This is a genomic window from Nocardioides nitrophenolicus, assembly GCF_016907515.1.
GTDB classification, from domain to species: domain Bacteria; phylum Actinomycetota; class Actinomycetes; order Propionibacteriales; family Nocardioidaceae; genus Nocardioides; species Nocardioides nitrophenolicus.
Genome location: NZ_JAFBBY010000001.1, coordinates 4,681,806 through 4,705,520, shown reverse-complemented (window position 1 = coordinate 4,705,520; position 23,715 = coordinate 4,681,806). Strand labels below are relative to the sequence as shown.

Below are 23,715 nucleotides of genomic sequence, written 5' to 3'. Positions count from 1 at the left end.
GACGGCAGTATTGCCATATGGACAACTCGAGCGGCGTCGGCGTACTCGACAAGGCGGCCCTGGTGCTCACCGCACTTGAGTCCGGCCCGGCCACCCTGGCGGGCCTCGTCGCCGGCACCGGCCTGGCCCGGCCGACCGCCCACCGGCTGGCGGTCGCCCTCGAGCACCACCGCCTCGTGGCGCGCGACATGCAGGGCCGCTTCGTCCTCGGCCCGCGTCTTGCAGAGCTCTCCGCCGCCGCCGGCGAGGACCGGCTGCTCGCGACCGCCGGCCCGGTGCTCGCGCGGCTGCGCGACATCACCGGCGAGTCCGCGCAGCTGTGGCGCCGTCAGGGCGACCACCGCGTCTGCGTCGCCGCCGCCGAGCGCCCCTCCGGCCTGCGCGACACCATCCCGATCGGCTCCCAGCTCACCATGCGCGCCGGCTCGGCCGCGCAGGTCCTGCTCGCGTGGGACGACCCGGAGCGGATCCACCGCGGCCTGCAGAACTCCGCCTTCTCCGCCGCCGAGCTCTCCGCGATCCGCCGCCGCGGCTGGGCGCAGTCGGTCGGCGAGCGCGAGCAGGGCGTGGCCTCGGTGTCGGCTCCGGTCCGCTCCCCCGGCGGGAAGGTGATCGCCGCGGTGTCGGTCTCCGGCCCGCTCGAGCGGCTGTCGCGTCAGCCCGGCCGGATGCACGCTCCCGCGGTGCTCGCCGCCGCCGAGCGGCTCTCGGAGTCGCTGCGACGGGCTGCCGCGGAGTAGTCCTCCAGGGCCATACCGGCGGGGTCGACCCAGCAGTACGCTCCGAGGACCCACCCCTTCGGGAGACGCCCATGTCCAGGTCCACCTTCACCGCTCTCACCGCCGCTCTGGCTCTCGCCGCAGCCACCGCCGTCGCCTCCGGTACGCCGGCCGACGCGCGCCCCGCGGCCGGGGAACGCTCGGAGTACGTGCCGATCGCCCCTTGCGGCCTGCCCATCGTCAAGCTCAAGAAGAAGCGTCAGGCCGTGGTTCCTGTCGTCGGCCGGTGCGGCGTTCCCGCGGACGCGGTCGCGGTCGCCCTCGCGATCCAGGCCAAGGGCTCGACGCCGGGGGCGCTGCGGGCCTGGGCCAGCGGCAGCAGCGTCCCGCGCACCCCGGTCCTCGCCTGGTCCGCGGCCCGCAAGGCCGTCGCGACCCAGGCCTCCGTCGCGCTCGGTGGCGGCCAGGTCACGCTGGCCGGAACGAAGGGGAGGACCAGGGTCGACGCCGACGTGGTGGGCTACTACCGCCGGGTCCCGACCAGCCACACGCTGGCGATCAGTCCGTGGGCGATGGTGCTGACCGGCTCCACCACCGCGGGCTACGGGACGACCAACGGCTGCGTCACCAACTTCGACAACACCACGACGGCCAGCGGCAGTGTGCCGCTGACACTGCCCGTCGGGTCGCGGATCACGTCGGTCACGGCGTCGGTCTACGACGGCACCTCCGCCGACACCTACTCCCTGAACCTGGTGCGCTATCTGCCCACCCCGACCGGGCTCACCTCCGACAGCACGACGCCGCTCGGGTCCGGCGGCGCGGGGAGCATCGTCGTGACGACGACCACGACGCCGGTCAACCTGCTGATCGACGCCCAGCACACCTTCGCGATCACGATGTCGAACCTCAGGAACTTCAACAACGGCCTGTGCTCGCTGCAGGTCACCTACGAGGACCCGGCCTGAGCCGGCCCGCTCAGAACAGGGCGTCCTGAGCCGGCACCCGCTCCAGCTCGAGCAGCAGCTGCTTGCGCTCCAGCCCGCCGGCGTACCCGGTGAGCGTGCCGTTGGCGCCGATCACCCGGTGGCACGGGATCACGATGGGGATCGGGTTCGCGCCGTTGGCGGTGCCGACGGCGCGCGAGGCGGCATTCGTCTTGCCGAGCCGGGCCGCGATCTCGCCGTACGACGCGGTCTCGCCGTAGCCGATGCCGAGCAGCTGGGCCCACACCTGGCGCTGCCAGGCGCTGCCCACGGGAGCGAGCGGCAGGTCGAACTCGGTGCGGTCACCGGCGAAGTACTCGGCGAGCTGGGCCGCGGCGGCCGTCAGCACGGGGTGGTCGGCGCCCTCGGCGCCGAGCGGTCGGGCGCCGTCGCGGAACGGCGAGAACTCGATCGCGGTGATCGCGCCGTCCTGCTCGACGAGGCGCAAGGGCCCGATGGGCGATTCGATGACGGTCCACATGGCAGTTCTCATCCTTCCAACGAGGTCCACAGGTGCAGGAGGGCGTAGGAGCGCCACGGCGCCCATGCCTCCGGGGTGAGGTCGGCGCCGGGGTGGCACGCCAGCGCGTTGCGTACGCCGACGTCGGTCGGCAGCCAGATGTCGGGGTGGCCGAGCGCGCGCAGCGCGATGTAGTCGGCCGTCCAGGGGCCGATCCCGGGCAGCGCCAGCAGGCTGCGGCGTACGTCGCCGCGGTCGGGGCCGCGGTCCAGCGCCACCTCGCCCGCCGCGATGGCCGCGCAGAGCCCGACCAGCGCGCGGCCGCGGGCCCGCGGCATCCGGAACTCCTCGGGTGCCAAGGCCGCCACGGTGGCCGCGTCCGGGAACAGGTGGGTGAGCCCGTCGACGCCCGTCGCCACGGGACGGCCGTGCGCGGCGACCAGCCGGGCGGCGGCGGTGCGCGCCGCCACGACGGTGACCTGCTGGCCGAGGACCGCGCGCACCGCCACCTCCGCGCCGTCGACATGCCCCGGCACCCGCAGTCCGGGCCGGGCGGCGACGAGCGGCGCCAGCACCGGATCGGCGGACAGGTGGGCGTCGACGGCCACCGGGTCGGCGTCGGCGTCGAGCAGCGCCCGCATCCGGGCCAGCGCGGCGGTCGTGTCGCGCAGGTCGTCGAGCGCCAGGCGCAGGGGGAGGTACGACGACCCGACACCGTCGAGGTCCGCCAGCTCGACCCGCGCGACACCAGCACCGTGGGGCAGGTCGAGCGTGCGGGCGTAGACGCCGCTGCCGTCGGCCCGCACCTCGGCGACCTCGACGCCGGGGACCGCGCGGTCGGCGAGGAAGCGCAGCAGCGCGGATCCCCGGAACGGCGTACGGACGGCGATCCGGAGGTCGATCGCGCCCGGGACCTGTCCGCCCGCGGGCGCCTTCCGACCGCGCAGCTGGCTGGGCGTGGCGTCGTACACCTCCAGCATGGTGTCGTTGAACTGCCGCACGCTGGAGAAGCCGGCCGCGAACGCGACGTCGGCGAGACTGAGCGTGGTGCTCTCGACGAGCGCCCGCGCGGTCTGGGCGCGCTGGGTTCGGGCGAGCGCGAGCGGACCGGCGCCGAGCTCGCTGGTGAGCAGGCGCGAGAGATGGCGCGAGGTGTAGCCGAGCCGGGTCGCGAGCCCCTCGACTCCCTCGCGGTCGACGACGCCGTCGGCGATCAGCCGCATCGCGCGGCCGGCGACGGTGGCCGCGACGTCCCAGTCGGGGCTGCCGGGCGTCGCGTCGGGCAGGCAGCGCTTGCAGGCGCGGTAGCCGGCGGCCTGGGCGGCGGCGGCCGTGCGGTGGAAGGAGACATTGCGGGACGCGGGGGTGCGGGCCGGGCAGGACGGGCGGCAGTAGATCCCGGTCGAGCGCACGGCGGTGTAGAAGACGCCGTCGAAGCGCCGGTCGCGCGACTGCACGGCGGTGTAGCAGCGCTCGAAGTCGAGCTGCTCCGGCGTGGTCACTGTGCTCTCCATGTCCTCCATCCTGCCGCCCCCCTCCGACAGTCTCTCGCGGAAATCGGACATGACGGTGACCGACCACGGCCCGGTTCTGCCACGCTGCTCCCATGGCGGACGCTCCGATCAACCCTCTCGACCTGCTGCTCAGGTCGCAGCAGATCGCCCTCAAGCTCACCACCGACGTCCTCAAGGGCGTGCGGGACACCGCGGTCACCGGCGTCACGCAGCCCGACGAGCTCGCCCGCCAGGTCGGCGACCTCGCCGGCGCGGTCGCGGGCATGGCGGGGGCCGTCACCAGCCTCGCCGGCGCCACCGCGCAGCCGTTGCAGGACTTCATCGTCCGCCAGCGCGAGCTCGCCGACACCGTGCACACCCTCGCCGAGGCCCAGGCGGAGCTCGCGAGCGTCGTCGCCAAGCTCGCCGAGCGGCACGCCGAGGCCGTCGCCGCGCTGGAGAAGGTCACCGCACCGGTGTTCGCGATCGTCGGCACCGAGCCGACGGCGCCGAAGACGCGGGCGGCGAAGAAGAGCGCGGCGGGTCAGCGCACGAGCAGGAGCACCACGAGCAGCACCAGCGCGACCCCGAAGCCGTAGGCGATCGCCCGGCCCGCCCCGGGAGGCATCTCGGCGACCGCCGGCTCCGGGCCGGCCGGCACGTCCTCGCCCGCGCTGATCCGCCGCACGACGTCGAGCCCGGAGCCGTCGTGGAAGCTGCCGTCGAACCCACCGCCCTGCTGCGGGTCGTAGGCCTCGTAGCCCGTCTCCTCGGCGACCACGTCGACCACCGCGGCGACTGCGGCGTGGAAGGCCGTCGGGTCCGCCTGCTCCCAGTAGGGGTAGCTGACGAACGCGCTGTCGTCGTGCAGGCTGACCTGGACCCCGCCCTGGGCCGCGCTGAGCTCGCCGACGAGCGTGCCGTCCTCACTCGGCGTGAACCGGCTCCAACCGCCGAGCAGCCCGGCGAGACGTCCCTCGATCCGGTCCAGGACGAGGTCCAGCTCGGCACGGTGATCGGGCGAGAGCGGCTCGTCGTCGAGCGCGGACTGCTCGAGCCGGTCGAGGACGTCGTCCCAGTCCTCGCCGGGCGCGCGGGCCGCCAGCGTGATGTCGTAGCTCACCGCGGCATCCTCGCAGAAGCAAGGCGCCGGAGAACGCAGTCGGGCCCGGTCCTGATGGACCGGGCCCGAAGCTGTACCCCCGACCGGATTCGAACCGGCGCTACCTACGTGAGAGGCAGGCGTGCTAGGCCGCTACACAACGGGGGCATTTGCTGTCCGGATCTCTCCGTGACAACGGCGTGAACTCTAGCGATTCCTGGCCTGAGCAGCCAAATCGCGGCTGCGTGACCTCTCTCTCGCGAGAGCCTCGCTGGGATACTAGGACTCGAACCTAGAACGACTGAACCAGAATCAGCTGTGTTGCCAATTACACCATATCCCATGGTTTCGATCCCCCGGCCGAGGCCGGCGAACCGGAGACCTACCTTACCCGTCGGCCGGCTCGGCCTCCAAAATGGCCCCACCCTCGGGTGTCCTCGCGCGGCTCTGGATGCCGAGGCGGCGCGCCGCCCAGAGCGCCAGCAGCAGGTAGCCGACCTCCTGGACGAGGGTCACCGGGATCGACCACCAGCTGCCGCCGGTGGGGTTCAGCGCCGCGGTCATGTCGCTGAAGGCGAGCGCCAGGCCGAAGGCGAGGAAGTTGTTGAGCACGTGCATCGCGATGCCGGCCTCGAGGCCGCCGGTGAGCAGCACGAGCAGCCCGGCGACGATGCCGAACGCGAATCGGTCGAAGAAGACCGGGACGTCCTGGCCCAGGCCGTGGGCGAGCGCGAACAGCAGCGCGGGTACGACGACCGCCACCGCCGCGCCGACGCGCGGACCACCGCGCGCCGCGAGCCCGCCGAACGCCTGCGCGAGGTAGCCGCGGAACACGTACTCCTCCCCCGCGGCCTGCAGCGGCGTCAGCAGCACGATCACCAGCAGGAAGTCGCGCACCGTCGAGGTCCACGGGTTGGCGCCGCCGGTGGTGTCGAGCGAGCCCGCGCCCTGGTCGGGCAGCACGGCGGACACGACCAGGGTGAGGCCGAGCGCGACCACGGACAGGCCCAGGCAGACCGCGAACCAGCGCCAGCGCAGCCGGCCGGCGACCGACGTCACCCAGCCCGGCGTCTGGCCGTGCAGCAGCCGTGCCACCACCCACACCGCCGGGATCGCGGCCGCCCAGCCCAGGTTGACCAGAGCCAGGAAGGACGGGGTCGCGACGTCGCCCGAGAGCTTGTCGACGGCCTCGGTCGAGCTGTCGCCGCCGGCGACGAGCACCAGCGTGACCACGAGGCTCAGCACCAGCTGGCCGGCGAAGAAGATCACCAGCAGCAGGGGGATGCCGGCGAGCGGTCGCCAGGTGCCGGCGGGCCCGCGCCGCTGGAGCTCGTCGTACCTCAGCCCCGGGAGTCCGGCTGGGTCAGCCGAGGGCACGCTGCAACCGCCCGAGGCTGCGGTCGCGGCCGAGGAGCTCCATCGACTCGAAGAGCGGCGGGGAGATCCGGCGCCCGGTGACCGCGACCCGGACCGGCCCGAAGGCGTTGCGCGGCTTGAGGCCGAGGCCGTCGACGAGCGCGCCCTGGAGCGCGGTCTGGATCGCGTCGGTCGACCAGGTGGGCAGCGCCGCAAGCGCGTCGTACGACGCCTGCAGCACCGGGATCCCGGCCTCGCCGATCTGCTTGGCCGCGTCGTCGGGGTCGACCTGGAAGTCGTCCTCGGACACGAACAGGAAGCCGAGCATGCTGCTGGCCTCGGCGAGCTTGTTGATCCGCTCGGCGACCAGCGGCATCGCGAGCTCGAGCAGCTGGGCGTCGGCGTCGGTGACCGGGTCGCTCACGACGCCGTCGCGCTTGAGGAACGGCAGCACCCGGTGGGTGATCTCCTCGACCGACAGCAGCCGCATGTGGGCGGTGTTGATGGCGTCGCACTTCTTGAGGTCGAAGCGTGCGGGGTTGGCAACGACGTCGGTGATGTCGAAGGCCTCCACCATCTCCTCGAGGCTGAAGACGTCGCGGTCGGCCGCGATCGCCCAGCCCAGCAGGGCCAGGTAGTTGAGCAGGCCCTCGGGCAGGTAGCCCTGGTCGCGGTAGGCCAGCGCGTGCGCCTCGGGGTCGCGCTTGGAGAGCTTCTTGTTGCCCTCGCCCATGACATAGGGCAGGTGGCCGAACTCGGGCGTCGCCTTGGCGATGCCGACGGCCTTCAGCGCCTCGTAGAGCGCGATCTGGCGCGGGGTACTCGACAGGAGGTCCTCGCCGCGCAGCACGTGGGTGATCTCCATCAGCGCGTCGTCGACCGGGTTGACCAGCGTGTAGAGCGGGTCGCCATTGGCCCGGCACAGCGCGAAGTCCGGCACGAACTCGGTCTCGAAGGTGACGTCGCCGCGGACCAGGTCGTGCCAGGTGATCGAGCCGTCGGGCATCCGGAAGCGCACGACCGGCTTGCGGCCCTCGGCCTCGAACGCCGCGACCTGCTCGGCGCTCAGGTCGCGGCAGAAGCCGTCGTACCCCTGCACCTTGGAGCCGGCGGCCTTGCGGCGCGCGGCGGCCTCCTCGTTGGTGCAGTAGCAGTCGTAGGTGTAGCTGCTGTCCTTGAGCCGGGCCAGCGCGTCGGCGTACAGGTCGCCGCGCTCGCTCTGCTTGTACGGCGCGAACGGACCACCCACGCCCGGGCCCTCGTCCCAGTCGAGGCCCAGCCAGCGCATCAGGTCGAGGATCGCGTCGAGCGACTCGTCGGTGCTGCGCTCCTTGTCGGTGTCCTCGATACGGAACACGAAGGTGCCGCCGTGGTGGCGGGCGAACGCCCAGTTGAACAGCGCCGTGCGGATCATGCCGACGTGGGGGCTGCCCGTCGGGGACGGCGCCATCCGGACTCGTACCTTGCTCATGCGCGTGCTTCCACCTTGTTCGTGAGGGTTCCGAGGCCGTCGATGGAGATCTCCACCTCGTCGCCGACCTCCATGGGGCCGACACCCTCGGGGGTGCCGGTGAGGATGACGTCGCCGGGCAGCAGCGTCATCACGCTGGAGACGTGGGCGACCAGGGCCGGTACGTCGAAGACCATGTCGGCCGTGCTGCCGTCCTGGACGACGTCGCCGTTGAGGAAGGTCTGCACCCGCCGGCCCTCGGTGAAGTCGTGGGGGTCGAGATCGGTCTCGATCCACGGCCCGAGCGGGCAGAAGGTGTCGAAGCCCTTGGCGCGGGTGAACTGCCCGTCGGAGCGCTGCAGGTCGCGCGCGGTCACGTCGTTGGCGAGCGTGTAGCCGTGGATGACATCGGTGGCCTGGTCGGCCGGGACGTCGCGGCAGATGCGGCCGATGACGACCGCGAGCTCGCCCTCGTAGTGCAGGTCCTGGGTCTGGCGCGGGTAGAGGATCGCGTCGCCGGGCCCGATCACGCTGGTGTTGGGCTTGAGGAACATCAGCGGCTCCGACGGCACCTCGTTGCCGAGCTCGGCGGCGTGGGCGGCGTAGTTGCGGCCGATGCCGACGACCTTGCTGCGCGGCAGCACCGGCGCCAGCAGCCGGACGTCGTCGAGCCGGTACTCCCGCTCGAGCAGCTTGATCCCCTGGTACAGCGGGTCACCGACGAGACCGACGATCACCGCGTCGTCGCCGGGCTGGCCGTACTCGTCGAGGTCGCCGGTCAGGACGCCGTACGACGGCTCCTCGCCTGTCGTGAATCTGACGATGCGCACCCGGTGAGCCTATCGACCTACGCTTGGTCGTCGTGAATGCGGAGGAATGGCGTCAGCGAGCGGCCGACCACGCCGCCCGCATCGACCGGTACGTCGCCCCGCACCTCGCCCGGCGCCAGGCCGCCGTGAAGCACCCGGTCTTCGACTTCCTCTTCACCTACTACTCCTTCCGGCCCGCGCAGCTGCGCCGCTGGCACCCCGGCTTCGGGGTGACCCTGGACGACGCGGCGGAGTACGCGAACCTCAAGGGATACGGAGTCGGGTGTGCCGAGGTGACCCCTGGGTCACCCTCAGCCACCCGACTCACCGTGACCGAGCAGTACCTCGCCTCCCAGCTGACCCTGGTCTCCTCGACCCACCGGCTGCTCACCGCCACCGCCGGCCGCACCCCGCACTTTGGCTGCTTCGGCCTGCACGAGTGGGCCATGGTCTACCGACTCGCCGAGGACGAGACCCGCCACGCCGACTGGCCGCTGCGCCTGGGGCCCACCGGCACCGACGAGGTCGTCGAGGGGCACCGGATCGCCTGCTCCCACTTCGACGCCTACCGCTTCTTCACTCCCCCGGCCCGCCCGCTGAACACCCTCAGTCCGGGCCGCGACGACCGCCCCGACTTCGAGCAGCCCGGCTGCCTACACGCCGGCATGGACCTCTACGGCAAGGTTGCAGTCAGGTTGTCTCCTATGATCTCGTCCGACCTCGTAGCCGACGCCTTCGAACTCGCTTGGGACATCAGGGTCATGGACATGCGAGCCGCCCCCTACGACCTTTCCGGACTGGATCTCGGCGACGACGAGTGGACGCCAATCAAGATCGAGACCCCGGAGGGTAAGCGCGAGTACGCAGATGGGCAGAGGCATCTCTCTGAGAGAGCCGGCCCCATCCGTCAGAAGCTGATTAACGAGTGCCAACGGCTTCTTGGCACTTCGTCAGCGCAGGAAGCCGCCAAACCCTAGGCTGCCGAGCCATGGCACACCTTGACGAGAACACTCTTCAGCGCATGTTTGACGCGGGGTGTGACGCCCTCGAAAGGGGCGCGAACGACCAAGCCATCGAGCTCCTTCAACCAGTCGCCCAGTGGGGCGCGAGCGTCGCTATGTTCAACCTCGCCATCGCCTTGAAGCGGCGCGGCGACCTGAACCGCGCAATCGAGTGGTACACCAAGGCCGCGCGTGCCGGAGATGTCGATGCAATGGCATACCTCGGCTGGATGCACAGGTGGCTCGGGGCGACTGATGAAGCAGCCAATTGGTACCGTGAGGCACAGCGCCACGGGCACCAGCAAGCAGGTCCAGCCCTCGCGGCACTCGCTTTTGACACGACGTCAACGGCCGCCCAAACAGTACGGGCGACGGCCTCTATGGCAGCACGAGCCCACGCTCAACGCGGCTCGATGGAGTTGGCGACTCAGTCCTGGATGACGGCCGCCGAGTCGGGCGACGCCGAGTCGATGTACCAGCTCGGCCTCGCTGCAGAACAGCGACGAGATCTGGGGGAAGCCATCCTCTGGCACAGGGCTGCCAGTCGTGCCGGGTTCGCTCAGGCGGATGCGCGGCTGAACTTCATTGAACAGCAGCGCTGACCAGTCGGCGTCGTCGTGACTCGCCGGCCGCCCGGCCAGCGAGTTGGAACCCCTGGCCTAGACGTGAGGTCAGCTGTCGCAGAAGATCTCGTGAGGCGTGGCTCGCAGTGGCTCAACCAAACTCTCCTGAGTCGCTACTCGCCCGCCCCAAGCACTTGCAGCCACCTGTGCCGTGGTGACGGCCGCTTCACTCTTCCAAGCCGACCAGTTCTTCTTGTCCAAGGTCTCAACTCTGCATCGACGAGCACGCGTGCGTGCGAGCATTCGCGCATGGGAGAGGACCTTGATCGTCTACGCGAAAGCCTCGAAGCGTTCCGGACAGAGCGCGATTGGCAGAAGTTCCACGATGTGAAGAACTTGGCGATGGCCCTGTCAGGGGAAGTGGGCGAGATCTGTTCGCTTCTGCAGTGGACGCATTCGAGCGATCTTGAGGAATGGCTCGCGGACGAGCAGAACCACGCTCGCCTTGCCGATGAGATCGGCGACACACTCGCGTACCTGCTGTACCTCGCCGAAGCTGCGCAGGTGGACTTGGTTGCGGCCTGCGCGAACAAACTGGCGAAGAACCGGAACCGCTACCCGACTGATCTCGCGCGCGGACGCTCAACGAAGTATTCGGACTTGATACGCGAGAAGCCAAGCCCTGCCCGAGGGGAGGCCCTATGACCTCGGTAGTCATCTTGGCAAGTGCCGACAGGACGTCCCAGTCGAACCTTGAACGGACAGTCTTCAACGAGGTCGATATCGACCTCGCGGAGCGCGTTGTCGCACCGGCCGACTCGGCAGCGTTGCGCCACGTCCATCCATCCGGACGGGCAGCGATGTGGGGCATCTGGCCAGCTAAGGACGGGCGCCAAACCCGCAAGTGGCAACAGATCCGTCCGGGCGACACGGCTGCCTTCTCAGGCCCTGGCGGCCTCGTTGCCGCCGCGACGGTCGCGCACGTGTTCCGAAGCCCCCGTCTAGCGCGAAGCCTCTGGGGAGTGGTCGAGCGCGATGGTCAGGAGTTCACCTACGAGCTGATGTTCTCCCTACGAGATGTGCGAACAGTCTTCGTGCCATACGAAGACCTGAACCCGATGCTCGGCTGGAGTGCAGCTGCCACCGTCCGGGAAGCAAATGTGTACTCCGCAGACCGGGCTGCTGGACTCATTGATGCTCTCGGAGGTTCCGGGCCGCAGACCCCTCAGAACCTGCAACGCGAGCCTCCTGGCGTGCAGGTCCTGCCAGTTGAGGCGAGAGACGTCGAGTCATACGTCTTGCAGCGGCCAAATGAGCCTTCGACAGCGGTCCGTCGAGAGGCAGAGCTGGTTCAGACCTACGTCATGTGGCGGTCGGCTTCGGGAGCCGAGACCTGCCGCCATGGGATCAGATTTCCGGAGGGCACGACCCTCTACACAGATCTGTTCGACATCGAGCTCGACGAACTGCTTGAGGCCAAAGCTAGTTCAGCGCGGCACCACGTGCGCACTGGCTTGGGTCAGATCCTCGACTACTCGCGTTTCGTATCCAGCCGGAGTCGGGCGCTTCTGCTCCCGGACGAGCCCATTGATGACCTCAAGGAGCTTCTCACCCAGAACCACGTCGCCGTGGTCTGGCCTCACGGCGATGGATTCGTACGCCTCGAGCCTCAGAGCGAGGACAACCTTGTCGCAGCGGAGGCGGACGCGTGATCGTAGAGAAGTACTGGGCTGGCATCGCGCGCCGGCTTCAGATCGAGTCGGGCGTCATGAACGCACTGATCCCTCACCAGGGCGAGAAGGGAATCGCCAATGAGCTAACTCTGTCGCGACTCGTTGCGGATCTGCTACCGCCGTCGATCGGAGTAGGCACTGGCGTCATCTTCGACAGCACCGGCAAAACCTCGTCCCAGACCGACATCATCTTGTTCGACCAGGGTCAGCAGCCGCGCTTGATGGCCCAGACCAACCAGGTGATGTTCCCAATCGAAACAGTTCGGTTGGCCATCGAGGTGAAGACGAGACTCAGCAAGACTGACATCGAAGAGGACTTCCCAGGCAAGTTGGCCAGGCTTCAGGCGCTGACCCCAACGAGCGGCTCTCATCCCCCGTTTTGTCTGTTCGCCTACTCCTTCGCTGACAGCGACCACAGTCGGGCCACCGAGTTGAGCAACCTCGAGGCGAGCAAAGCACCCGCTCTGTCATGCGTCGTACGCCCCGGTTACGTCCGCACCTCAGATAGGGCTGGTTTCGTCCCCCTTCGCAGCGCAGAGGAAGGCAAGCAGTGGGTCGAACCCGACGCAGGTCAGTCCGGACACCTTGCCATTGTCGACGGAACTGAGTATCCGGTTTTCATGATGGGGCAATACACGGGCCAGCGATACGTGGGCGACCCCGGGCGCGCGTTGCTGATCTTCTGCTTGTCAATGCTGACAGCGCTCGATGGCGGCGCTGGACGCTTCGACTGGTTGACCGCATACACCAGCGAAGACCTCGATGCCGTCGAGCCCGTCAGTTGAGGCAGGGTGCCAGCCCTAGACCGTCCAGATAAGACCGGAGATCGCTGCAAGGTATCGCGAGGGTCGCGCAAGCCTCGCCCAAGGTGATTCGGTCACCCCCGAATCCCGCGTCCTCTGACACCACCGTGGGCGCCAGTCCGGCCTCAGCCTTGGCCGCCGCAAGGCACGCCACTGCGATCTGGCTCTGCTCGCCGGGATCGTCCTCGATCAGCAGGTCCGGAACCTTCGCGAGCAAGGTCATCGGAGTCGATCCTGGGAAGGTAGCTTGCTGCCGTGACCCTGCAACACCCATCAGCCAGATGGTCGCGACTTCTCCTTCGCCGAGTTCCCGACACTCGGCCAGAACAGCATCCGGAAAGGTGAGCCGCCCCGCCGCGACCTCCGCAGTCAGTGCCGCATAGAGGGTGACCCTCTTGTTCGCGAGCACCATCGTTTCGAGTTCGATCACACTGTAGGCGTCGAGGATGTACAGGCTCACCTGTCCCGGCCTCGTGCCAGTGCCGCAACCTCGGCCAGTTCCGGGCCGTTGACGTTCAAGAGACGGCGAGCATCGAGGGACGCGAGCGTGCCTTGCTCCGCCGCGTCGGCAACCAACCGTGCGAAGGCGTAGCCGTACTCGTCTAGCCGGATGGTCGGGACTGTCCGTCCTCCGCCTGGAGCGAAGCCGCCCTCAGGGGACTCTGGACGGTTCTTCTTGACGTAGTCCCCGGTGCCGCTGGGAGCGAGTCCGAGCTGCTCAAGCCGAACGGCTGAAGCATGCCAACTCGTCTTGTACCGATTTGCAACCCGCCGCACCGCATCCGTGTCTTGCGGTGATGTGATCGAGAGCGACTGGCTTGTCCAGTAGCGGAGGAGGTGCTGCCTGGGCATGAGAAAGGCAGCCGCGAACCGATTGCACCACTGCTCTACACCTTTGTCTCCGCCGTAGCACACACGGCGATTGCCTCGAAGGACGTGGCCGAGTTCGTGCATCAGGGTGAAGCTGCGGACACTGCCGAGCTCGTAGTCCTTGTTCACGTAGATCAGGGGCGCCACTGGGTCGGGAAGCGAGAAGCCGCAGAACCGCGAGGTCCCGGCAGACCGAAGCGCGACAAGGACGCCCCGTTCCTCAACCGCCGCACGGAGCGACTTGAAGGCCGCAGACTTGCTGGTGGCATTGACTTGTGTCGCCGTGTCCCAAGCGAGCCATACTCGAACTTGCTCAGCAGCGCGTGCGGGACTGGCCTGATCATCCAACTCGATGTCTTCGGCCCAGGTCGTGGCGTTGCCGAGTAGATCTGCACTGTTGAGTAGATCTCGCGCCACACTCTGGGTACGACGCCCCCAGCGGAGCGCCTGTAGCTCTACCGCACGTTCATCCTCGTTGATGTCCTTCCGAAGCGCGCGACGAAACTCAACTGCGGTCGGGGTCGAGGAAGGCGGCTCCGGCAGCATGAAGAAGAACGGCGACCGGCCGAGCAACTTGCCCAGACGACGCAACTCTCCGAGGTGCGGGCTGACAGCACCTGACAACCACTTCTCGACCTCGTCGCGCGGCTTCTGCGTCGCCGATTCGAGGTCGGAAACGCTGCGCGCGGACTCCAACATCGCCCATTCGAGAACGTCTGGATTGATCGCTGTGCGGACCACGTGGGCACACTAACGCCAGGATTCGACCCTGTATTGAGAACGCTCCGCAACCTGACCGCTCGACGGCGTTGAGCACCACGTCGAAGGCACCGCACGAGCCCAGACAGGCATCGGCCGACCACCGGATTACAGCCAATGCCCACGGTCGACGGCATGTCCGGTAGAACGTGCTAGTGCGCCAGCAACAGGTCGAGGTTTGGGTCCTCGACATCGTCGAGGCCGTTGTCGGGGGAAGTCGCGTTGAGGACGACCGCGTCGAAGCGAAGAGAAAATGGCCGACCGATCATCGCAAGGCGGCTCGGCAGATCGCTGGTCTGGCGAATGCGGCTGGAGGCGAAGCCGCACTATGGATCGTCGGCCTGGACGAGGACGGTCACCTCGTAGCCGACCCCGGCGATGTCGAGCCTGCCGACTGGTGGGCTCAGGTCTCAAAGTACTTCTCGGAGGTCGCCCCAGATCTGAACCTGTTGAGAGTCCCTACGCCGCACGGCACCGTCGCCGCGCTGTGGCTCGAGACGGGCCGCAGTCCCTATGTGGTCACGACCAACGGTCACGGCGGAGTCGACCGTGAAGTGCCGTGGCGTCGAGGAACCAATCTGCGGTCAGCCCATCGCAGCGAGATTCTTCGAGCCGTCGTGGGGGAAGCCGAGGTGCCGCAACTTGACGCAATCTCGGGATGGGTCCGGGCTCTTCGGCGACCTGCGCAGGGGAAGGGGAAGTTCGGCGAAGAGGCACATCCGGTAGGAGTCGAGTTCGAGTACTGGCTTGACGCATACGCCGAGGTTGCTCACCCGGCACGACTGCCCGAATACCGCTGGGCGGCACATGTGACCGTCGGCGGGCAAGACATCGACCTCACCCGTCCAAGCATCCGGGGACCGCAGATGGCGACAGGCTCCAACTCCTTCGGGATACCGACCTCGCAATCCGTGGGTTCGATTGTCTACGTGCAGAACTCAGGTCTGCACGTCAACGGATCAGACAGTTTGGCGTTGTCAGGCCGCCACTTCGTCCCTGACGAAGGCGGTGAACTTGCGGGCATCTGCGCACGGGCTCAGCGAGCAGTCCTCAGCTTCAGACTGCCATTGGCTCTGTCCGCGAGGCGCGCAGCGTTGGATGCACGGATGAGGCGCATTTCGCTCACGGAATCAGAGCAACCGACCTCTTCGGCGTATCGGTACGTCGACGAGCGGCTCGGCGAGTTCGCGATCGGCGGAGGTATCCCCTACCGCTACCAAGGGCGCTACGAGAAGGTCGACTGACCCCAGGCATCCCGGCCAGGGGGTGTGACCCCCGAAGCCACTTCCAGCAGACCGGTACGTCTTAGCATCCGCGCTCCTGCCACGGTTTGGAGGTCCGCAGGTCCCCCCACCTATGTAGCAGTCTCGTGGCAGGGTTTCCTCCGTGTTGAGCATGGTTTCGTGGGTCGTGCCGTCCCCTTGGGTAGCCATCGGCATCTCGACTGTCGCCCTGCTGCTCTCAATGGCGGTCTTCGTCGTCACAGTGAAGACCTACCGAAGAGGCGGCGCGCGGGTCCACGTGTTCAGCCCTGACGATGTCCAACCATCGGCTCGCTCGATTTTCAGGCTCCACCAAGGAATCTGGATGCGGGCTCACGTGCGAAACGCTGGGCTGGCAGCCGTGCAGCTTGTCAATGCGCGCTGGGAAGTGCGGGAAAGCGGGCGATTTAGACTTGGGCCGGGCCAGCATCGTCCCGACCGGAAGACGTCGAGAGACCAGGCCGAAGATCGTGCCGTCTTTCCCCAGACCGTGGCCGGGCATCACCTGTTCGCATGGAAGACGGTTCCGCCGGAGTGGGACCCTGACAAGACTGGGGCATCGGCGTATCGAATGCGACTGGTCGTCCACCTCGGCAACGGCCGGGTTGCCCGCTCACAGTGGATCATCGTCCACATAGGCGCGGACTGGCCTGCCATCAAGCGGCTCGCTTCTAAGCGCCGAATCGTCTGACACCGCAAGCCGCAGCTCGGAGCTCAGCCCGTGGCGCGCAGCCAAGCAGGCTGACAAGCAAAGCCGGAAGCGATGATGCGCACTCTGCCTCAGGCAAGCCGGTTGGGCGATACGCTCACGCCAAATGTGTCTCTAATGGGAGGCCAACCGCGAGGAAGTTGGGAGCGTCGAGGGTGAGCGACCCGTTCGAGTTGGTCAATCTTGGAGACACCTTCGGTGGGTACTACCGAGCCAGCGACGAGGACTGGGCACGCGTCCTGCAGACCGGGCTCGTGGTGCTGGACACCAACGCCCTGCTTGACCTCTATCGCCTGAGCCCGCTGGCGCGAGACGAACTATTCAAAGTTCTTGAAACGCTCAAGGACCGGCTGTTCGTTCCTCACCAAGTCGCGTCGGAGTTCCACAAGCGGAGACTCGATGCCGTAGCTGACCGAATAGCTGAGATTCAGGGAGCGGCGACGACGATGCGCGACCACGCGCAGAAGGTCAGAGGGCTCCTCCGTACCGTTTCCCGGAGGGCTCACGCGGGTGACGCCGCCGTGGATTCGCTTCTAAGCCAGTTCGTCGCTGCCTTCGACGGCGCAAGTGAGTTCGTGGACCAAGTGGCTTCAGAGTACGACCTCGAACCCGAAAGACTCCTACTCAAGTCCGACGATCCCGTCCTGCTGCGCCTCGAGACGGTTCTACAAGGCCGGGTCGCACCGCAACCTCCAGTGCACCAGTTGGAAGCAGATCGGGAGGAAGGCTCGCGGCGCGCCGATGCAGAACTACCTCCGGGGTTCAAGGATGCGAAGAAGGAAGCGAACTCATTCGGCGACTACCTCTGGTGGGCGGAGGTAGTCCGGTATGCCGCAGCGCACCCGGCCGACGTTCTGCTGGTCTGTAACGACGTCGCCAAGGGCGATTGGACCTACGACAAACGCGGTATGCGCGTGGGCCCTGCCACGGAACTGGTTGAGGAGATGGCAGCCGCGACGGGGAGGCACCTGCTGATGTGTACGACCGCCGAACTGCTTGACCGCGCTGCCAAGCATCTGAAGGTCAATATCAGCGCGAACACCGTGTCCGAAACTCGGCACCTTCCCGAAACGCTCATAGAATTCAAGTCGGCGCGAGGCAAGGGCAGCCACCACAGGGTCATCCCTAACCGGCTTCTCCGAGCTCTGATCGGGACTGATCCTCGCCGGCTACAGCCTTGGATCGAGCAGGACTATCTACCAGACCTCGCCGACGACATGTGGCTTTGGGACTCGGTTCGTTCGGCCGCAGTGGTTGCCGAGTGCCTCTCCCAGGAGATGCCTCCAAGATTCATCGCGAACGTTCTCGATGCCCTTGACGAGCGAGTGGCCGGAAAGAACCAACTTGTGGTTGCCAGCGATGGCCAGTGTAGTTGGGTCAGGCGCCGTGACGTCGATGCGTTCGTCGCGCAGTTGGACAAGGAGCCACAAGCCGTTCTCGACTATCGGCTCGTCGACACACGTCTACACCGTCGGCTCAGCGCGTTGGAAGCAAAGTATCCAGGAGACCCGGACCTGCTCGAGGGACTCGACGAGGACGCGCTGATGGTCTATTGGAGCAATGACCTAGCGGGTTGGATCCGTGCGAACACCGGAACCGGGACTTGGTCAGAAGACGAGGCAGGCTGAAGGTCACCCGACCCTCAGCCCGCCAAGTTGGCACGCCCCCGGCAGCGGTCAATGACTACCGCCTAGGAACCCCGCCCGGTTCCCTCCGGATCTGCCGCACGACGGCACTCGGATCGGAGGGCCCGTCGACTGCCGGCCCCCCCTTCAAGGGATCCTTCGCCCCCACCGTCGTCTCGCCTTTGCGAGTCGGACATGCCTCAGACCTTCGCGCTAGAGCGAGCGGTCAACTCGACAGCGACGGCGCTGACGGCGCTCCAGGGACCATGCTGGCTGGTCTCCACCATCACCCCGTGAGATAGCCAAGCACGGCTGTCATGCAGCGTGACCGTGTTCGGCGTAGTCGCACAGATGGCAACGGCGGTGACCTCACCGGTTCCCAGCACGGTGATTCCGTCGCCCCAGGCAGCCGCCGTTTCCCGTAGCGCGGACGCAACACGACTGCGATCGAGGCCGTGCGCTTCATAGGTGACCTTGAAGGCGATCTTGAGCTGCCGGTTGGTCTTCGAGACCACGTCGCTGACAACGCGCGCATCAGCCACGTGGAGGAACAACCGGCCATCCGCGAGGTCACCGAACGCAAAGGAGTCATCGTCGAAGCTGCCGAGCTCCCTCAGTTGGAGGACATCGCCGACAGCCATGGCGAACGTGCGTCCGGCCGCGCGTGCGTTGGATGTGCTTACGACGCCGAGAACCAGATCGCCGGTCGTCACGGGTCCGAGGCGAAGTCGAACCGTGTCCACGAATGCTCCGTTCTGCATTTCTGCGGTCCGCACGGTCACAGTGCCCGGCGCGAGCTTCTCTGTCGGGATACCGGCCTCGTCGCACGCGGAGCGCACCAGTTCCAGGTCGATCGGCGCGTGGGTGCGGCGGCGGAGACGCGTGACCTCGACGTGCCCGACTAGGCCGCCGTCGTCCCGCATCGTGCTCTCGATGACTCGAACGACCACGGCGTGGGTGTGATCCAGCGAATTCACGTCGAAGCCGTCGCCGGTTGTCGCGCCGAACTCGCACTCAAGGTGAGTTCCGAACGCGGCGGCAACGATGTCGCCGAGTTCGATGTGTCGGTCCGAGCCAAGGCTCGCGGTGATGTTTCGGAACGTCTTGCGTGCACCGGCCAGGGCGAGATCGGCGTAGGCGGTCCGTGCCTCAGCCTCGGCGAGATCGGCGAAGGTCGCGCGCGCGTCTGACAGTGGGTCCGCGATCAGCGCCTTGAGACGGTCGAGCCGCTCCGCCGCGTCGGCGGCCGCCTGCTCGCGATCTCGAAGTACCTTCGCGGCTTGGTCGCGCTTCGCCATCAGTGAGGCTCGTTGCCTCTGGAACTTCTTCTCGTGTGCCGCGACGGCGATGGCGACACTGGTCGTGCTGTTGCTGGTAGCAGTCATTGAGTCTTCCTAGGTGGGTGTAGGGAGTCAGTGCCAGCCGTGTCCTTGCACGGCTGACCCGTCGGAGTCGAAGACGACCCCGCAAGATCGGGCTGCTCCGGAGAGCAGATGGCAGCTCGGCCAGAACCAGGTCCGCGAGCAGTCGCAGACGGTGAGCCAACCTGATGCGCCATTGACGCCGTAGGTCGGTTTAACCAAAGTCAGCCAGCCAAGACGAGAGCCCGCCTGCAGTGGACCGCTGGCGGGCTCTCGATTGGGACTACATGTATGAATGATGTTGTTGATGACGGCCTTGGGCAGTCGCTCTGGATATCTTGGAATAACAAACTCCAATAGGGCTGTTGGTGTTTGGGGCCTTCACGGATCTGGGCTGGAAGTCAGAGACGGCAGACATTCGCTGACGCTCATGCCTGCCGTCTATCCGCCCTTGGCCTGGACTAGTCGACTTGGCTATTTCCTTGGTCTAATGTTTGACCTCGAGTGATCCAACTTCTTTCCGCCGTTGGTCTCTAAATAATCAGAGGAACGTCACAAACCCGCAGGTCAGAGCGATGCGGACGAACTATTCCTTCGCTCCTTGCCCGGGTAGACGATCTTTCCGTCGACGAGGGGGCCGAAGTGTCCGGAGCCATCGATGTCTCCCCAGACGTCCCTGTTCCAGCGGAAACGATGGTGGTGGACGCGGCACGCTTTCCAGTTGCCGGGAGGGCGATCGACGTCGACGAGGTGGGCACCCAGGATGATGCACCGAGGACCGGACGTGGGCGCGTACAGGTTCGCCCGCACGCCTTCGGCGATCACCTTCTGGAGAGCACGGATGCTGTAGCGCGAAACCTCTCCGGTTGACCTGTTGTACTTGGGCAACGCCTCAAGCAGGCTGTCACCGGGGAATTGCGCATGCCCGTTGTAGCCAGCACGGTTGACGACGAGGAACCACAACCTCAGGTCCAAGCCGAGGTCTGGCTGCACGCTCGCGTTGTAAGCCTCCCGGCGGTAGATCTTGTGCCAACTATGGCCCTTCGGCTTCTTGTATCCCTTGAAGGGATTCGGCTGGGGCTTATCGGCCGCTGCGGACCTCTGCGCCCACGCGTCATAACCGGGCGTGGTGGTCATCGAGACTCCTGGACAGTCCAGATCTCTTTTCCCGTCCGCTTGCCGCGCTCCCAGTCGCGATAATCCGCGTCCAGGTCCACGGGCCAGAGCGCACGTCGGTGCCGTGGGCGCATAAATGTCAGGTTCCCCATTCACTTCCTCTGTTGTCTTAGTTGCGGGCCATTCCAGCTGTCCCACTGCACCCATGGCGTGCCGGGTTAGGCTGTCACGGCGACTCGGAAGTCCGCCATGCCTCATTCGAAACCAACGCTAATCCGTGATGTGGAATTGCATTCTTGATCACGCATGGATCACAATTTGCGATTGACTCTGGACGTGACGCGAGCGTCCGGCTAAGGCGGAACGGGTTGACTCGTCTCCCCTGGATCGACCGACGCGAGACAACTGAGATCGCCACGACCCCCTGCGGGTAGCAACACCCGGCATATTTGCGATGTTCGCTCGCTATCAGGAACGCCGACGGTCGCTCCACGCCCTGTATGCCTCAACGGACTGACGGACATACAGGATGACAGCCCCACCCCCGACCCGGACAAAGTCAGGGTGCTGCGACGGTGGTTCTCGGCGGCGTCGTTGGCGAAGCGCGGCCGACGAGAGGCCGAGCAATGCTGCGGCCTCGTTTGTGGACAAGTACTGGTCATGTAGAGTTTGAGTTGGCAGCACGAAACCCCCCTTCAAGGGGACGTTGCTCGGATAAGGATTCGCACGCATGGCGGCGGCGGGCGTCACGACATCGCGACAAGCCCTCCACTAGGGATGTCGGTCTTACTAGACAAATCTGCAACCATCAAGTCCGCAACTGCGTCGCGCACTTACTGGGCGGCTCGCCATTCAATCTTGATGTTTTCGTGCTTGCGCAGCGTTTCCCGAGAACGACCTTTACCCGGTCCGACAAACCAGATGGCAGCGCACATCCGTTCCACGACGGGCCGAAACTTGTTGACGTCCCATCCAGCATCATCGGTAGCCCAATCAGCCAAGTGCTCGATGTCGTGAACGAGATCTGCCGAGTGCAGGGCATGGTCGGCTAGAGCGTCCGTGATCTCCGTCAGCCGACGATCCGCCTGCGCAAGTCCTGCGACCAGCGCCTTCCGGTCGACCAAGCCCTCGACGTACATCTCCGCTAGCTCGCCCTTACGGGCGATCAATGCAGCCTCGTCGTTCCGGAGGGCCGCGAGGTCAACGTCACCTTGCGCGGAGGGGTTCAGAGCTTCCTTCCACTGCTCGGCGCGAAAGAGGATCTGCACCCCCACAACACTGTCGGCCCAAGCCGCAGGAAGCGTCGTCCCGTGACACCCCCCGCACTGGTACACCTTGTAGGTCCGTTCGCCCCTCGCGTTACGCCGCCATGCGGCACGCACCGTGTGTTCGCACTTGATGCAACGAGCCAGGCCGGTCAAAAGGTTCTCGCGGTGTCCGAACCCGACCTTTACTTCGCCATCGTGGCGTCGCCGCGAGGGATCGGTGAGTATCCGCGCGACTGCCCTGAAGACATCCTCGTGGACGATCGGCTCCCACCCCGCCCGACCGACCTCGGTCTTGACTTCCTCGTAGCCCCCACTTGGACTCCTTCGTCGCTCGGTGTACTGGTAGATCCCCGCGTTGCGCGGATTCAGGAGTGCCGGCCGGAGGCTTGACGCCTTCCAGGGCTTCCCTACCGGCCTTCGCCCCTCTTGCGCAGCCTTCTTGGCATCGAGATCAAGGCTGCGCTGGGTGACGATGCCGCAGCTTTCTAGATACCGGACTGCCGCCGCGAGCGTCCCACCCTTCAGCAGGTCGGAGTACACCTGACGTAATGCAGGAGCCTCGACCTCATGGTGAGATCCATCGAGGTTGAAGCCAAGTGGCCTCGTTGGCCACCAAGGACGACCGGTGGCCGTCAGACCGCCCCGCTCCTCGACGCGCTGCCGATGAGCCGCCTTCTGCCTAACCGCCTTCTGCTCGCCCTCGTAGGTACTCCACGCAGTCACGGTGCGCGCGACCGCTCGTCCTGCGGGATTGCTGAGATCGAACCAACCCGCCTCCTTGGAGAAGACATCGACGCCGAGTTCAATGACGCGCTCAAGATCGCCGGATATGCGCAGCAGGCGGTCCAGATGCCAGCAAAGGATCGCTTGAGGACGGCTAGCAAGTAGGCGTTCAAACGCTGGCCGCTCGACCCCGGTCGTCGCAGACAGATCGTTGTCGACAAAGACCTGCGCGACGGTCCAGCCGCGAGCCTCGGCGTACTCCCGGCACTCCTTCTCCTGGCGTTCGACGCCGAGTTCCGTGCCGTGCAGGTCAAGGGACAGGCGGGCGTAGATGCTCACCTTGACGGCCGAATCCGCGTTCATGACTGCGACCATAGGGTATATGGATCTCTACAAGCACGCCTTCCGGCTCTCGCCGCTCGTGTCGTCGGACCTGGTCGCCGACTGCTTCGAGCTCGCCTGGGACATCCGCACCCTGGACATGCGCGCGGCGCCCTACGACCTGGCCGACCTGGGGTTCGAGCCGGTGCGGATCGAGACGGCCGAGGGCAAGGCGGCGTACGTCGAGGCGCAGCGTGGGTTCAGCGAGCGGGGCGCGCCGCTGCGGGCGCGGTTGGCGGAGGAGTGCGAGCGGCTGCTGAGGGCGCTACCGGCGTGATCGTGAGCGCGTCGTAGGACTCCTTGACCACCTCGACGTGCTGCCAGGTGCCGATCTCCCGGACGCCGGGATGGGCGCGGATCTCCTCGAGGACGTCGAGCACCGGCCGGGGCTGGCTGTCGGCGACCGTGAGGAGCAGGTCGGCGCGGCCGTAGGTGGTGGCGAGGAAGCGGACCTCGGACAGGGCGAGCAGCGCGGCGACGACGGGATCTGCGGGGCCGGCGAGACGGACGGCGACGCCGGTGACGCGCTGTCCGGCGTACGTCGAGGAGCGGGCCAGGCCGCCGATCCGGATCGCGGCCGAGGCGACCAGGCGGTGCACCCGGCGGCGGACGGCGGCCGGGGTGAGGCCGACGGTGTCGGCGAGGGCGACGTACGACGCCCGGCCGTCGGCCTGCAGCAGGCCGAGCAGGTCGAGGTCGACGTCGTCGAGGTCGCAGGTGACCGGGCCGACCGGGCCGAGCACGTCGCGGTGCACGGCGTCGTAGCTGAGCACGTCGACGCCGGCGACGCCGGGCAGCGCGCGGACCTCGGCGACGGCCGCGGCGAGCTGCGCCCGGTCGGGCTCGCGCAGCTCCAGGACGACCGGCAGCTCGCCGGTGGTCACCGAGACCAGGGTCGCGTCGGTGCGCTCGGCGACCGCCCGGGCGACCGGGAGGGCGGGACCGGAGACGCGCAGCGACAGGTGGGCCAGCTCGCGGTGGCCGAGGAGCTCGGGGTTCACGGCGCCGCGGACGACGACAGCGGTGCTCGCGAGCAGCCGCGCGACCCGGGCGCCCGCGGCGGAGCGGGAGATGCCGGTGCGCTCGGCGACCGTACGGTGGCTGATCCGGCCGTCGGCGGCCAGCAGTGCGACGATCCGGGCGTCGATCCCGTCCACGACTCTCCT

The 23,715-nt window shown here is 67.2% G+C and carries 24 protein-coding genes and 2 tRNA genes; 12 read left to right on the top strand and 14 right to left on the bottom strand.

Annotated features, from left to right (window positions below):
* The first annotated feature begins 17 nt into the window (after positions 1-17).
* The gene (locus JOD66_RS22635; protein WP_139622247.1) at positions 18-740 is read left to right on the top strand and encodes an IclR family transcriptional regulator; all 723 of its coding nucleotides are present in this window, start codon (positions 18-20) and stop codon (positions 738-740) included.
* 71 nt (positions 741-811) lie between these two features.
* Complete coding sequence (locus JOD66_RS22630; protein WP_204839069.1) at positions 812-1,687, top strand: hypothetical protein; 876 nt, start codon at positions 812-814, stop codon at positions 1,685-1,687.
* A 10-nt stretch (positions 1,688-1,697) separates the two neighbouring features.
* Here JOD66_RS22630 and JOD66_RS22625 read toward each other — a convergent pair whose 3' ends face one another.
* On the bottom strand, positions 1,698-2,186 hold the full coding sequence (locus JOD66_RS22625) for a methylated-DNA--[protein]-cysteine S-methyltransferase (protein WP_204839068.1): 489 nt from the start codon (positions 2,184-2,186) through the stop codon (positions 1,698-1,700).
* 8 nt (positions 2,187-2,194) lie between these two features.
* Positions 2,195-3,679: an AlkA N-terminal domain-containing protein gene (locus JOD66_RS22620; protein ID WP_204839067.1), complete on the bottom strand. Its 1,485-nt coding sequence runs from the start codon at positions 3,677-3,679 to the stop codon at positions 2,195-2,197.
* Positions 3,680-3,771: 92 nt separating this feature from the next.
* Between JOD66_RS22620 and JOD66_RS22615 the strand changes: the two genes are divergently transcribed.
* Complete coding sequence (locus JOD66_RS22615) at positions 3,772-4,257, top strand: hypothetical protein (RefSeq protein ID WP_204839066.1); 486 nt, start codon at positions 3,772-3,774, stop codon at positions 4,255-4,257.
* On the opposite strand, the gene JOD66_RS22610 is transcribed toward JOD66_RS22615, so the two are convergent.
* The 6 genes from JOD66_RS22610 to JOD66_RS22585 form a co-directional block, all read right to left on the bottom strand.
* On the bottom strand, positions 4,203-4,781 hold the full coding sequence (locus JOD66_RS22610; RefSeq protein WP_204839065.1) for a hypothetical protein: 579 nt from the start codon (positions 4,779-4,781) through the stop codon (positions 4,203-4,205). The genes JOD66_RS22615 and JOD66_RS22610 overlap by 55 nt on opposite strands.
* Before the next feature lie 74 nt (positions 4,782-4,855).
* A tRNA-Glu gene (locus JOD66_RS22605) sits at positions 4,856-4,928 on the bottom strand.
* 103 nt (positions 4,929-5,031) lie between these two features.
* Positions 5,032-5,103 (bottom strand) — tRNA-Gln (locus tag JOD66_RS22600).
* A 44-nt stretch (positions 5,104-5,147) separates the two neighbouring features.
* Positions 5,148-6,137: a CPBP family intramembrane glutamic endopeptidase gene (locus JOD66_RS22595; protein WP_204839064.1), complete on the bottom strand. Its 990-nt coding sequence runs from the start codon at positions 6,135-6,137 to the stop codon at positions 5,148-5,150.
* Entirely contained in the window at positions 6,124-7,587 is a 1,464-nt protein-coding gene (gene gltX, locus JOD66_RS22590) for a glutamate--tRNA ligase (RefSeq protein ID WP_204839063.1), read from the bottom strand. Before gltX ends, JOD66_RS22595 begins: the two co-directional genes overlap by 14 nt.
* The gene (locus tag JOD66_RS22585; RefSeq protein WP_204839062.1) at positions 7,584-8,396 is read right to left on the bottom strand and encodes a fumarylacetoacetate hydrolase family protein; all 813 of its coding nucleotides are present in this window, start codon (positions 8,394-8,396) and stop codon (positions 7,584-7,586) included. The genes gltX and JOD66_RS22585 overlap by 4 nt, the downstream gene beginning before the upstream one ends.
* Positions 8,397-8,428: 32 nt before the next feature.
* Here JOD66_RS22585 and JOD66_RS22580 point away from each other — a divergent pair, with 32 nt between their 5' ends.
* The 5 genes from JOD66_RS22580 (at position 8,429) to JOD66_RS22560 (ending at position 12,457) form a co-directional block, all read left to right on the top strand.
* Entirely contained in the window at positions 8,429-9,352 is a 924-nt protein-coding gene (locus JOD66_RS22580; RefSeq protein ID WP_307823664.1) for a 3-methyladenine DNA glycosylase, read from the top strand.
* A gap of 11 nt (positions 9,353-9,363) precedes the next feature.
* Complete coding sequence (locus JOD66_RS22575) at positions 9,364-9,978, top strand: SEL1-like repeat protein (RefSeq protein ID WP_204839060.1); 615 nt, start codon at positions 9,364-9,366, stop codon at positions 9,976-9,978.
* 270 nt (positions 9,979-10,248) lie between these two features.
* Positions 10,249-10,644, top strand: a complete 396-nt coding sequence (locus JOD66_RS22570) for a nucleotide pyrophosphohydrolase (protein WP_204839059.1) — start codon at positions 10,249-10,251, stop codon at positions 10,642-10,644.
* A 317-nt stretch (positions 10,645-10,961) separates the two neighbouring features.
* Positions 10,962-11,651 carry a hypothetical protein gene (locus tag JOD66_RS22565; RefSeq protein ID WP_204839058.1) on the top strand — a complete coding sequence of 230 codons (690 nt, stop codon included), beginning with the start codon at positions 10,962-10,964 and terminating at the stop codon, positions 11,649-11,651.
* Entirely contained in the window at positions 11,648-12,457 is an 810-nt protein-coding gene (locus tag JOD66_RS22560; protein WP_204839057.1) for a DUF6602 domain-containing protein, read from the top strand. The genes JOD66_RS22565 and JOD66_RS22560 overlap by 4 nt, the downstream gene beginning before the upstream one ends.
* On the opposite strand, the gene JOD66_RS22555 is transcribed toward JOD66_RS22560, so the two are convergent.
* Positions 12,450-12,935: a hypothetical protein gene (locus tag JOD66_RS22555; protein WP_204839056.1), complete on the bottom strand. Its 486-nt coding sequence runs from the start codon at positions 12,933-12,935 to the stop codon at positions 12,450-12,452. The genes JOD66_RS22560 and JOD66_RS22555 overlap by 8 nt on opposite strands.
* Positions 12,932-14,086, bottom strand: a complete 1,155-nt coding sequence (locus JOD66_RS22550) for an ImmA/IrrE family metallo-endopeptidase (RefSeq protein WP_204839055.1) — start codon at positions 14,084-14,086, stop codon at positions 12,932-12,934. Before JOD66_RS22550 ends, JOD66_RS22555 begins: the two co-directional genes overlap by 4 nt.
* A 173-nt stretch (positions 14,087-14,259) precedes the next feature.
* Here JOD66_RS22550 and JOD66_RS22545 point away from each other — a divergent pair, with 173 nt between their 5' ends.
* From JOD66_RS22545 to JOD66_RS22535, 3 genes are all read left to right on the top strand, one after another.
* Complete coding sequence (locus JOD66_RS22545) at positions 14,260-15,348, top strand: AlbA family DNA-binding domain-containing protein (RefSeq protein ID WP_204839054.1); 1,089 nt, start codon at positions 14,260-14,262, stop codon at positions 15,346-15,348.
* A gap of 142 nt (positions 15,349-15,490) precedes the next feature.
* Entirely contained in the window at positions 15,491-16,057 is a 567-nt protein-coding gene (locus JOD66_RS22540; protein ID WP_204839053.1) for a hypothetical protein, read from the top strand.
* Between the two features lie 173 nt (positions 16,058-16,230).
* Complete coding sequence (locus tag JOD66_RS22535; RefSeq protein ID WP_204839052.1) at positions 16,231-17,703, top strand: PIN-like domain-containing protein; 1,473 nt, start codon at positions 16,231-16,233, stop codon at positions 17,701-17,703.
* Between the two features lie 197 nt (positions 17,704-17,900).
* Here the strand turns inward: JOD66_RS22535 and JOD66_RS22530 are convergent, their stop codons facing one another.
* The 3 genes from JOD66_RS22530 to JOD66_RS22520 all read right to left on the bottom strand — a co-directional run bounded on the left by JOD66_RS22530 (position 17,901) and on the right by JOD66_RS22520 (position 22,531).
* Positions 17,901-19,085, bottom strand: a complete 1,185-nt coding sequence (locus JOD66_RS22530; RefSeq protein WP_204839051.1) for a hypothetical protein — start codon at positions 19,083-19,085, stop codon at positions 17,901-17,903.
* 543 nt (positions 19,086-19,628) lie between these two features.
* Positions 19,629-20,198, bottom strand: coding sequence for a hypothetical protein (locus JOD66_RS22525; RefSeq protein ID WP_204839050.1), 570 nt, complete (start codon positions 20,196-20,198; stop codon positions 19,629-19,631).
* An 812-nt stretch (positions 20,199-21,010) separates the two neighbouring features.
* A complete protein-coding gene (locus tag JOD66_RS22520) occupies positions 21,011-22,531 on the bottom strand; it encodes a recombinase family protein (RefSeq protein WP_204839049.1) in 1,521 nt (506 codons plus the stop codon).
* A 19-nt stretch (positions 22,532-22,550) separates the two neighbouring features.
* Between JOD66_RS22520 and JOD66_RS22515 the strand changes: the two genes are divergently transcribed.
* A complete protein-coding gene (locus JOD66_RS22515) occupies positions 22,551-22,826 on the top strand; it encodes a hypothetical protein (protein ID WP_307823663.1) in 276 nt (91 codons plus the stop codon).
* Here JOD66_RS22515 and JOD66_RS22510 read toward each other — a convergent pair.
* On the bottom strand, positions 22,750-23,706 hold the full coding sequence (locus tag JOD66_RS22510) for an Lrp/AsnC family transcriptional regulator (RefSeq protein WP_204839048.1): 957 nt from the start codon (positions 23,704-23,706) through the stop codon (positions 22,750-22,752). The two genes, JOD66_RS22515 and JOD66_RS22510, sit on opposite strands and share 77 nt — an antisense overlap.
* Positions 23,707-23,715 lie beyond the last annotated feature (9 nt).